This window comes from Hydrogenimonas urashimensis, assembly GCF_016593255.1.
In the GTDB taxonomy this organism is placed as follows: domain Bacteria; phylum Campylobacterota; class Campylobacteria; order Campylobacterales; family Hydrogenimonadaceae; genus Hydrogenimonas; species Hydrogenimonas urashimensis.
This window is the reverse complement of sequence record NZ_AP023212.1, coordinates 1,302,196-1,314,197: the sequence shown is the minus strand read 5'-3', so window position 1 is coordinate 1,314,197 and position 12,002 is coordinate 1,302,196. Positions and strand designations below refer to the sequence as shown.

At 55.9% G+C, this 12,002-nt stretch carries 5 protein-coding genes; all 5 read left to right on the top strand.

Features of this window, described 5'->3' with window-relative positions; translation table 11 throughout:
- Positions 1 to 126 precede the first annotated feature (126 nt).
- The 5 genes from rpoB to fusA all read left to right on the top strand — a co-directional run bounded on the left by rpoB (position 127) and on the right by fusA (position 11,978).
- Positions 127 to 4,278, top strand: coding sequence for a DNA-directed RNA polymerase subunit beta (rpoB, locus tag JMG82_RS06610; RefSeq protein WP_201351940.1), 4,152 nt, complete (start codon positions 127 to 129; stop codon positions 4,276 to 4,278).
- Complete coding sequence (rpoC, locus tag JMG82_RS06605) at positions 4,275 to 8,792, top strand: DNA-directed RNA polymerase subunit beta' (protein WP_201351939.1); 4,518 nt, start codon at positions 4,275 to 4,277, stop codon at positions 8,790 to 8,792. Before rpoB ends, rpoC begins: the two co-directional genes overlap by 4 nt.
- Before the next feature lie 126 nt (positions 8,793 to 8,918).
- Positions 8,919 to 9,290, top strand: coding sequence for a 30S ribosomal protein S12 (gene rpsL / locus JMG82_RS06600; protein WP_201351938.1), 372 nt, complete (start codon positions 8,919 to 8,921; stop codon positions 9,288 to 9,290).
- 28 nt (positions 9,291 to 9,318) lie between these two features.
- Positions 9,319 to 9,786 carry a 30S ribosomal protein S7 gene (rpsG, locus tag JMG82_RS06595; RefSeq protein WP_201351937.1) on the top strand — a complete coding sequence of 156 codons (468 nt, stop codon included), beginning with the start codon at positions 9,319 to 9,321 and terminating at the stop codon, positions 9,784 to 9,786.
- A 116-nt stretch (positions 9,787 to 9,902) separates the two neighbouring features.
- Positions 9,903 to 11,978 (top strand): elongation factor G, encoded by a 2,076-nt coding sequence (gene fusA, locus JMG82_RS06590; RefSeq protein ID WP_201351936.1) that lies wholly within the window; start codon positions 9,903 to 9,905, stop codon positions 11,976 to 11,978.
- The last annotated feature ends 24 nt before the right edge of the window (positions 11,979 to 12,002 follow it).

Genomic DNA, 12,002 nt, shown 5'->3' with positions numbered 1-12,002 from the left:
ATATATAAAGGGAAGGCACAACCTTCCCTTTATCCGTTTTGCACTACACTATTAGCTTTACGCTTAACTTTCGTACCGAATCCAGGTACTTCCTATGCAACACACTACTGAATGAGGTCTTAGCCCATGCTTAACAATCTTAAATCAGGAAACCGCTTACGTGTTGATTTTGCCAAGACACCCCAGGAGATCGAAGTCCCCAACCTCCTGCAACTTCAACAGAGCAGTTACGACAACTTTTTGATGATCAATGAAAAAGATCGAACCAACAGCGGTATCGAACATGTTTTCCGATCTATCTTCCCCATCCATGATCCCCAGAACCGCCTGACACTCGAATATATCGGCAGCGAGATCACCAAGCCGAAATACACGGTGCGGGAATGCATGGAGCGCGGACTCACCTACGCCGTCTCTTTGAAAATGAAGATTCGACTGACACTGTGGGAACGCAACGACAAGACAGGTGAGAAAACCGGTGTCAAAGATATCAAGGAGCAGTCGATTTTTGTCCGTGATATCCCGCTGATGACCGAACGGACTTCATTCATCATCAACGGTGTCGAGCGTGTCGTTGTCAACCAGCTGCACCGAAGCCCCGGTGTCATCTTCAAGGAAGAGGAAGCGGCGACCGGCACCAGCAAACTGCTCTATACGGCGCAGATCATTCCCGATCGCGGATCGTGGCTCTACTTCGAATACGATGCGAAAGATGTCCTGTACGTGCGCATCAACAAGCGACGGAAAATTCCCGTGACCATCCTGTTCAGAGCTCTCGGGTACACGAAGCAGGACATTCTCAAACTCTTCTATCCTCTGATGCGTATCCGTGTCAAAAACAACAAATTCCTGATGCCTTTCAAACCGGAGAATTTTTCGGGACGCCTGGAATACGACGTCAAAGACGAAGACGGCAACCTGATCATCGCTGCGGGCAAGCGCCTCTCCGCCAAGCGTGCGAAGAAACTGGTCGAAGACGGACTCGAGTGGGTGGAGTATCCCGTCGACGTCCTGATCGAGCGCCACCTGGCCGAGCCGATCATCGACCAGGAGAGCGGTGAAGTCCTGCTCGACACACTGACTCAGCTCGACGAAAACAAACTCAAGAAGATTCTTGAAAACGGTGTCGACGAATTCGTTATCGCGGATGACCTGGCCACCGGCGTGGATCAGTCGATCATCAACGCCTTCCATGCCGACCAGGAGAGCCTGAAACTGCTGAAACAGACCGAAGAGATCGAAGACGAAAACGACCTTTCCGCGATCCGCATCTACAAAGTGATGCGGCCGGGCGAACCGGTGACAAAAGATGCGGCCAAAGCTTTCGTCAAACAGCTTTTCTTCGATCCGGAACGCTACGACCTCACCCGTGTCGGACGCATGAAGATGAACCACAAACTGGGCGTCGAAGTCCCCGAATACGTTACCGTCATGACCGACGAGGACATTATCAAGACGGTCCAGTACCTGATCCGTGTGAAAAACGGCCGCGGCCACATCGACGATCGTGATCACCTTGGCAACCGCCGGATACGGGCCATCGGCGAGCTGCTTGGCAACGAGTTGCAATCGGGCCTCATCAAGATGCAGAAGGCGATCCGCGACAAGATGAGCACGATGAGCGGCAACCTGGACGAACTGATGCCCCACGACCTGATCAATTCCAAGATGATCACCAACACGATCCTGGAGTTCTTCACCAGCGGACAGCTCAGCCAGTTCATGGACCAGACCAACCCGCTTTCGGAAGTGACCCACAAACGGCGTCTTTTGGCACTGGGCGAGGGAGGTCTCGTCAAAGAGCGCGCGGGCTTCGAGGTCCGCGACGTTCACCCGACCCATTACGGCCGTATCTGTCCGATCGAAACCCCGGAAGGCCAGAACATCGGTCTGATCAACACGCTCGCCTCCTACGCGAAGGTCAACGATCTCGGATTCATCGAATCCCCCTACAAAAAAGTATCACAGGGGCGTGTCACCAACGAGGTGGTCTATATGACGGCGACCCAGGAAGAGGGTTTGACGATCGCTCCGGCGAGTACGAAACTCGACGAGGAGGGCAACATCCTCGAGGACCTGATCGAAGCGCGACGCGACGGAGAGATCATTCTCGTCGACCGCGACGAAGTCGATTACATCGACCTCAGTCCTCTGATGGTCGTCGGTGTGGCAGCGAGCCTCATCCCGTTCCTGGAGCACGACGACGCGAACCGTGCCCTGATGGGATCGAACATGCAGCGACAGGGCGTGCCCCTGCTCGTCTCCGACGCGCCGATCGTCGGCACGGGTGTGGAGAAACTGATTGCCCGGGATGCCTGGGTCAGCATCAAGGCCAGGCGCGGGGGCATCGTCGAGAAGATCGATTCCAAAAACATCTACATCATGGGCGAGGACGAAGAGGGTGCATTCATCGACCACTACTCGCTGCAGAAAAATATGCGCACCAACCAGAACACCACCTTCACCCAGCGCCCTATCGTCAGGAAAGGCGACAAGGTCGAAGCGGGCCAGGTCATCGCCGACGGGCCGAACATGGATCAGGGCGAACTCGCCATCGGAAAGAACATCATGGTCGCCTTCATGCCGTGGAACGGATACAACTTCGAGGACGCGATCGTCGTCAGCGAGAAGCTTATCCGAGAGGATACGTTCACGTCGGTCCATATCTACGAGAAAGAGGTCGAGGCGCGTGAACTGAAGCACGGAATCGAGGAGATCACCCGCGACATTCCCAACGTGCGGGAAGAGGATATCGCGCATCTTGACGAGAGTGGTATCGTCAAGATCGGCACCTATATCAAGCCGGGCATGATCATGGTCGGCAAGGTCTCCCCCAAAGGGGAGGTCAAGCCGACACCCGAAGAGCGTCTGCTGCGTGCCATTTTCGGGGAGAAAGCGGGCCACGTCGTCAACAAATCGCTCTACTGCCCGCCCTCGATGGAAGGAATTGTCGTCGATGTCAAAATCTTCACGAAAAAGGGGTACGAGAAGGATCAGCGCGCCATCCGCGCCTACGAAGAGGAGAAGGCGGAACTCGATCGCGAGCACCACGACAAACTGCTGATGCTCGACCGTGAGGAGATGCTCCGTATCCATTCGCTTCTTGGCAATGCAGTTCTTGAGAGCGACGTGGAAATCAACGGCAAAACATTCAAAGCGGGCGAGAAGATCGGCAAGGAGGAGCTGGAGCAGGTGAACCGCTTCGCGCTCAGCGCCATCGCCAAACATTTCGACGAAGAGATTCAGCACAAATACGAATCGCTGAAAAACCACTTCCAGAAAGAAAAACGCAAACTACGTGAGGAGCACGAAGAGAAACTCCATATTCTCGAAAAAGATGACATCCTCCCCAACGGCGTCACAAAACTTGTCAAAGTCTACATCGCCACCAAGCGGAAACTCAAAGTGGGCGACAAGATGGCGGGACGCCACGGTAACAAGGGTATCGTCTCCAACATCGTCCCCGAAATGGATATGCCCTACCTCGAGGACGGTACGCCGGTCGAGATCATTCTCAATCCGCTGGGTGTCCCTTCGCGTATGAACATCGGGCAGATTCTGGAAGTCCACCTGGGACTCGTCGGCAAGCGTCTCGGCGATCAGATTCAGGCGATTTTCGACGAAAAGAAAGAGAATTTCGTCAAAGAGCTGCGGCAGAAGATGGAGGAGATCGCCGACGTGGCGAAACTGATGAATGCCAAAGAGATGCTCGATGGCATGAGTGACGAGGAGCTTGTCAAATACGCCCGCGACTGGAGCAAAGGGGTGCGGTTCGCGACCCCCGTTTTCGAAAGCGTCAACGCCGAAGAGTTCGCGAAACTTTTCGAAATGGCGAAAATCGACAGCGACGGCAAATGTGTGCTGTATGACGGCAAGACGGGCGAGCGCATGAAAGAGCGCGTCAATGTCGGCTACATGTATATGCTCAAACTGCACCACCTCGTCGACGAGAAGATGCATGCCCGCTCCACCGGCCCCTACAGTCTGGTGACCCAGCAGCCGGTGGGCGGCAAGGCGCTCTTCGGCGGACAGCGCTTCGGCGAGATGGAAGTGTGGGCGCTGGAAGCCTACGGCGCCGCCAACGTCCTCAAAGAGATGCTGACGATCAAATCGGACGACGTCGACGGACGTGTGCGCGCCTACAAGGCGATCACCCGCGGCGAGAACGTGCCGCCCGCAGGAATTCCGGAAACACTGTTCGTACTGGCCAAAGAGCTGCAGTCGCTTGCACTCGACGTCGAGCTTTTAGATGAAAAAGAAGAGGAAGAAGAGCAATGAAGAAACTGGTACCCATCGAAGTAACGGAAGAGAATCGCCCGAAAGATATCAAGGCGATTCAGCTTCGACTCGCAAGCCCCGAGAAGATTCTCTCCTGGAGTTTTGGCGAAGTCAAAAAGCCCGAAACGATCAATTACCGCACACTGAAACCGGAACGTGACGGACTCTTCTGTGCAAAAATCTTCGGACCGGTCCGCGACTACGAGTGCCTTTGCGGCAAATACAAGAAGATGCGCTACAAGGGCGTCGTGTGCGAAAAGTGCGGCGTCGAGGTGACCACATCCAAAGTGCGCCGATACCGCATGGGGCACATCGATCTTGTGACGCCCGTCGCCCATATCTGGTATGTCAACTCCCTGCCGAGCCGCATCGGTACGCTGCTTGGGGTAAAAATGAAGGATCTCGAGAGGGTTCTCTACTACGAAGCCTATATCGTGGAGAATCCCGGCGAGGCGAGCTACGACAACGAAGGCAAATCGCCGGTTCTGAAATACGACATTCTCAACGAGGAGCAGTTCCAGTCGCTCTATACCCGATTCGCCGACAGCGGCTTCCATGCCGAGATGGGCGGAGAAGTCATCAAGCGTCTGCTGGCCGATCTGGACCTCATGGAGCTTTTCCACGCCCTCAAGGAGGAGGTGGAGAAAACCGGAAGCGAAGCGAAACGCAAAACTCTGATCAAGCGCCTCAAGGTGATCGAGTCGTTCCTCAATTCCAACAACCGCCCCGAATGGATGATGCTCGACGTCCTTCCCGTCCTTCCGCCCGATCTTCGTCCCCTCGTGGCGCTGGATGGCGGCAAGTTCGCGGTCAGCGACGTCAACGATCTCTACCGCCGCGTCATCAACCGCAACCAGCGTCTCAAACGCCTGATGGAGCTCGATGCGCCGGAGATCATCGTCCGCAACGAAAAGCGGATGCTTCAGGAGGCGGTCGATGCGCTTTTTGACAACGGCCGCCGGGGCAACGCCGTCAAGGGAGCCAACAAGCGCCCTCTGAAATCACTGAGCGAAGTGATCAAGGGAAAACAGGGACGCTTCCGCCAGAACCTTCTGGGTAAACGTGTCGACTTTTCGGGACGTTCCGTCATTGTCGTCGGCCCGAACCTGCGCATGGATCAGTGCGGACTTCCCAAAAACATGGCCCTCGAGCTTTTCAAACCGCACCTGCTCGCGAAACTGGAGGAGAAAGGGTACGCCACGACCCTCAAAGCGGCGAAAAACATGATCGAGAAGAAAACCAACGAAGTGTGGGAGTGCCTGCAGGAGATCGTCGACGAGTACCCGGTGATGCTCAACCGTGCGCCGACACTGCACAAACTCTCGATCCAGGCCTTCCATCCGGTTCTGGTCGACGGCAAGGCGATTCAGCTCCACCCGCTGGTCTGCGCCGCCTTCAACGCCGACTTCGACGGGGACCAGATGGCGGTCCACGTGCCGCTGAGCCAGGAGGCGATCGCCGAGTGCAAACTGTTGATGCTCAGCTCCATGAATATTCTTCTGCCCGCGAGTGGCAAGGCGATCACGGTACCGAGCCAGGATATGATTCTGGGTCTGTACTACCTTTCGCTGGAGCGCAAGGATGTGAAGGGCTCCAACAAGCTCTTCGCCAACGTCAAAGAGGTTCTGACGGCACTCGATGGGGAGCATCTTGATATCAACGCCCGTGTCCGAACAATGGTCGACGGCCGTGTCGTCTATACGACGGCCGGACGGCTGATTCTCAAGTCGATCCTGCCCGATTTCGTGCCCGAGCATATGTGGAACAAGGTGCTCAAGAAGAAGGATATCGGCGTCCTGATCGACTATGTCTATAAATTCGGCGGTCTCAAGATTTCCGCCGAATTTCTCGACAACCTCAAGGATCTCGGTTTCAAATACGCTACGATGGCGGGTGTTTCGATCTCCGCCGACGATATCCGGATTCCGGAGGAGAAGTACAAGCTGGTCGAGGATGCGAAAAAACGTGTCCGCGAGATCCAGCAGCAGTACAGCGCGGGTCTGCTGACGGAGCAGGAGCGCTACAACAAGATCGTCGATGTCTGGACCGATACCAACAACGCCGTCGCCGAAGCGATGATGAAGCTGATCCGCGAAGACAAAGAGGGATTCAACTCCATCTTCATGATGGCCGACTCGGGTGCGAGAGGTTCCGCGGCGCAGATCCGACAGCTCGCCGGTATGCGCGGCCTGATGGCCAAACCGGACGGCTCGATCATCGAAACGCCTATCGTTTCGAACTTCAAAGAGGGCTTGAACGTTCTGGAGTACTTCATCTCGACCCATGGTGCCCGCAAAGGTCTGGCGGATACGGCGCTCAAGACGGCCAACGCCGGCTACCTGACCCGCAAACTGATCGACGTGTCACAGAATGTGAAAGTGACGATGGACGACTGCGGCACCCACGAAGGCGTGGAGATCACCGACATCACGATCGGTTCCGAGATGATCGAACCGCTTGAGGACCGCGTCCACGGCCGTGTCCTCGCCGACGACGTGATCGATCCGATCAGCAACGAGATTCTGATAGCCGAAGGCACGCTCATCGACGACGAAAAGGCGCAGCTGATCAAAGACGCCGGCGTCCGTGCCGTGACGATCCGCACGCCGATCACCTGCAAGGCGCCCAGCGGCGTCTGCGCCAAATGTTACGGCCTCAACATGGGCGAGGGCAAACTGGTCAAGGTGGGCGAGGCGATCGGTATCATCGCGGCCCAGTCGATCGGTGAACCCGGTACGCAGCTGACACTCCGTACGTTCCACATCGGTGGTACGGCATCCAGCGAGAAGGCGGAGCGTCAGGCAGTCGCCACCAAAGAGGGTTTCATCCGGTATTACAACCTCAAAACCTACACCAACAGCGAAGGCAAGCTGCTGGTGGCGAACCGCCGAAATGCCGGTATCCTGCTGGTCGAACCGAAGATCAAGGCGCCTTTTGCCGGTGAACTGACGGTCCAGACGATCCACGAAGAGGTGATTTTGACGCTAAAAAACGGAGAGGAGAAGGTCCGCTATGCGCTTCGAAAAAGCGACGTGGCGAAACCCAACGAGCTCGCCGGCGTCAGCGGAAAGATCGAAGGGAAATTCTATCTGCCTTACGGCAGCGGCACGAAAGTGGAGGAGCACGATTCGATTGTCGAGGTGATCAAAGACGGATGGAACGTCCCCAACCGCATTCCCTATGCGGCGGAGCTGCGGGTCAAGGACGGCGCGCCGGTCACCCAGACGATCAGGGCGGGAGAGAACGGTACCCTGAAGTACTTCCAGCTTCGCGGCGACTACCTCGAGCGCTACAGCGGGGTCCATGTCGGAGACAAGATCGAGGAGAAGGGGCTCTTCGCGGTCGTGGCCGACAGCCAGGGACGCGAGGCGAACCGCCACTATATCGCGCGCGGGTCGATCATCAAGGTCGGTGACGATGCGGAGGTAACAGCCGATACGGTGATCGCGGAACCGGCAGGCACGGAGCATATCGTCATCGCCGAGTGGGACCCCTATACCGATCCGATCATCGCCGAAGCGAACGGCAAAGTGACGTTCGAAGATATCATTCCCGGCATCACGGCCAGCGAACAGTTCGACGAGATCACGGGCCAGACCCGTCTGGAGATCAACGAGTATACCCCGCCGGGATACAAGCCCGCCATTGTGTTGGCGACAGAGAGCGGAGAGATCATCCGCTATACGATGGACCCGAAAACGGCGATTTTCGTGCAGGATGGCCAGGAAGTCCATATCGCGGATATCATCGCGAAGACTCCGAAGGCGATCGCCAAGTCCCGCGACATCACCGGAGGTCTTCCGCGCGTTTCCGAACTCTTCGAAGCGCGTCGTCCGAAAGATCCGGCCCTGATCGCGGAGATCGACGGCATCGTCGCCTTCGGCAAACCGCTGCGTGGCAAGGAGCGTATCATCATCACCGGTGAAAACGGACAGACCAGCGAGTATCTGGTGGACAAGAACCGACAGATTCTCGTCCACAACGGAGAGTTCGTCCACGCCGGCGAAAAGCTGACCGACGGTACCGTCAGCAGCCACGACATTCTGCGGATTCTCGGAGAGAAGGCGCTGCACTACTACATGGTCAGCGAAATCCAGCAGGTTTACCGCCGACAGGGGGTCAACATTTCCGACAAACACATCGAGATCATCTATTCGCAGATGCTGCGACAGGTGCGCATTGTCGACAGTGGCAATACCAAGTTCATCGCGGGAGATCTGGTGAGCCGCCGTCAGTTTGCCGAAGAGAACGAACGCATCATGAAGCTGGGCGGCGAACCGGCCATCGCCGAACCGGTACTGGTGGGTATCACCCGTGCGGCGGTCAGTTCCGACAGCTTCATCTCCGCCGCATCGTTCCAGGATACGACCAAAGTTCTGACCGAAGCGAGCATCTCCGCGAAGGTCGATCCGCTGGAAGATCTGAAAGAGAATGTCATCATCGGGCGTCTCATTCCGGTCGGAACCGGGCTTTACAGACAGGAGAACGTCAAGCTGGGTACGCAAGAGGCGTAACCGCCTCTTCTGCCCACCGGGGATCCTAAAAAATTAAAAGTTACTTAATTTAAGTTAAATATAATATTTCTTTGGCTATTATTTGCCATCAATTTTGAGAAATCTATCTACAAGAAAGGAATTTGAGTGCCTACCATTAACCAATTGGTCCCCAAGGAACGCAAAAAGGTCATCAAAAAATCGAAGTCTCCGGCACTGGTCAAGTGTCCGCAGCGACGCGGCGTCTGCACGCGCGTCTATACCACGACACCGAAAAAACCGAACTCGGCGCTTCGTAAAGTCGCGAAGGTCCGTCTTACAAGCGGTTTCGAGGTCATCAGTTACATCCCCGGAGAGGGACACAACCTGCAAGAACACTCCATCGTACTCGTACGCGGCGGCCGTGTCAAAGACCTTCCGGGTGTCAAGTACCATATCGTACGCGGTGCGCTCGATACTGCCGGTGTCGCAAACCGCCGTGTGTCACGCTCCAAGTATGGTGCGAAGCGCCCCAAATAATTAACAAGTTCAACAAGAGGAAAACAGAATGAGAAGACGACGAGCACCCGTTCGTGAAGTGATGCCTGACCCGATTTACAACTCGAAAGTGGTCACCAAGTTTATCAACGGAATTATGCTGGATGGAAAGAAATCCGTTGCTGAAACAGTAATGTACAGTGCTTTGAAGATCGCCGAAGAGAAGACCGGCAAAAAAGGAATCGAAATTTTTGAAGAGGCGATCGAAAACGTCAAGCCTTTGATGGAAGTCAAAAGCCGCCGGGTCGGCGGTGCCACCTATCAGGTGCCGATCGAAGTCCGTCCGGTTCGCCAGCAGGCACTCGCGATCCGATGGATCATCGACGCGGCACGCAAACGCAACGAACGCACGATGGCGGCCCGACTTGCCAACGAACTGATTGAAGCGAGCGAAAAACGCGGCGCGGCCTACAAGAAAAAAGAAGATACCTACAAGATGGCAGAAGCGAACAAAGCGTTCGCCCACTACCGATGGTAAGCGACTCAGACCTTTACTTGTCTACATGCTCCAGACAGGCTTGGCCTGTTTGGAATTTTTTAAACGACTGTTTGCTATAATCCCCCAAATTTTACCAACGTTAAAAGGAAAACCAGATGGCACGAAAAACCCCCATTGAACGTGTACGAAACATCGGTATCGCCGCCCACATCGATGCCGGAAAAACGACGACGACGGAACGTATTCTCTTCTATACGGGCCTCTCGCACAAAATCGGCGAAGTCCACGACGGCGCGGCGACGATGGACTGGATGGAGCAGGAGCAGGAGCGCGGTATTACGATCACCTCGGCTGCGACGACCTGTTTTTGGAAAAACCATCAGATCAACATCATCGACACCCCCGGCCACGTCGACTTCACGATCGAAGTCGAGCGCTCCATGCGGGTTCTCGACGGCGCGGTCGCCGTCTTCTGTGCGGTCGGTGGCGTTCAGCCCCAGTCTGAAACGGTATGGCGCCAGGCCAACAAATACGGCGTTCCCCGCATGGCTTTCGTCAACAAGATGGACCGTGTCGGTGCCGACTTCTTCGAAGTGGAGCGCCAGATCAAAGAGCGCCTCAAATCCAATGCCGTGCCGATCCAGATTCCCATCGGCGCGGAAGACGATTTCCAGGGTGTCGTCGACCTCGTGACGATGAAAGCGATCATCTGGGAAGATGAGGGCTTCGGACAGAAGTTCGAAGTGACCGATATCCCCGCCGACCTGGTCGACCAGGCCAACGAGTATCGCGAAAAGCTGATCGAAGCGGTCGCGGAAACCAGCGAAGAGCTGATGGAGAAATATTTCGGCGGCGAGGAGCTGAGCGAAGAGGAGATCAAGAAAGGTATCAAAGCCGCGACGCTCGATATGAGCATGGTTCCTATGCTCTGCGGAACCGCCTTCAAAAACAAAGGGGTTCAGCCGCTTCTGGATGCGGTTGTCGACTACCTGCCCGCGCCGACGGAAGTTCGCAACATTCACGGGGAAGATATGGAAGGCAATCCTATCGAAATCCAGTCCACCGACGACGGCCCGTTCGCCGCACTGGCGTTTAAGATTATGACCGACCCCTTCGTCGGACAGCTCACCTTCATCCGTGTCTACCGCGGCATCATCGATGCGGGAAGCTACGTCTACAACTCCACGAAAGGCAAAAAAGAGCGCATCGGACGACTGCTGAAGATGCACTCCAACAAACGCGAAGAGATCAAAGAGCTCTACGCCGGGGAAATCGGCGCCTGCGTCGGTCTGAAATCGACCCTGACCGGCGATACCCTTTGCGACGAAAAAGAGAAGGTCATCCTCGAGCGGATGGAGTTCCCCGATCCGGTTATCTCCGTTGCCGTCGAGCCCAAGACGAAAGCGGACCAGGAGAAGATGTCCATCGCTCTGCAGAAACTGGCCGAAGAGGATCCCTCGTTCCGCGTCCATACCGACGAAGAGAGCGGCCAGACCATCATCTCCGGTATGGGTGAGCTGCACCTGGAGATCATCGTCGACCGTATGATGCGCGAATTCAAGGTCGAAGCGGAAGTGGGTCAGCCCCAGGTTGCCTACCGCGAAACCATCAAGACACCGGTCGAGCAGGAGTACAAGTACGCCAAGCAGTCCGGCGGTCGCGGTCAGTATGGCCACGTCTTCTTGAAACTGGAGCCGATGGAGCCGGGCAGCGGCTACGAATTCGTCGATGCCATCAAGGGTGGTGTCGTTCCGCGCGAATATATCCCCGCCGTCGACAAAGGGGTCCAGGAAGCGATGCAAAATGGCGTTCTCGCCGGCTATCCTGTCGAAGATGTGAAAGTGACCCTCTACGACGGTAGCTACCACGACGTCGACTCCAGTGAAATGGCCTTCAAACTGGCCGGTTCCATGTGTTTCAAAGAGGGCGCGAAGAAGGCGAATCCCGTCATTCTCGAACCCATCATGAAAGTCGAAGTGGAAGTGCCCGAAGAGTACATGGGGGATGTCATCGGCGACCTGAACCGCCGCCGCGGACAGATCAACAGCATGGAAGACCGCCACGGCAACAAGATCGTCAACGCATTCGTGCCTCTGGCGGAAATGTTCGGCTACTCCACCGACCTGCGCTCCGCCACACAGGGACGCGGAACCTACGCGATGGAATTCGACCATTACGAAGAGGTTCCCAAAAATGTCGCCGAAGAGATCATCAAGAAGCGCAACGGCTGATGGAAAGACCGGATTTCTCCGGTC

Coding starts and splice junctions, on each gene's coding strand:
- fusA (WP_201351936.1), top strand. CDS start 9,903: ATGGCACGAAAAACCCCCATTGAACGTGTACGAAACATCGGTATCGCC.
- rpoB (WP_201351940.1), top strand. CDS start 127: ATGCTTAACAATCTTAAATCAGGAAACCGCTTACGTGTTGATTTTGCC.
- rpoC (WP_201351939.1), top strand. CDS start 4,275: ATGAAGAAACTGGTACCCATCGAAGTAACGGAAGAGAATCGCCCGAAA.
- rpsG (WP_201351937.1), top strand. CDS start 9,319: ATGAGAAGACGACGAGCACCCGTTCGTGAAGTGATGCCTGACCCGATT.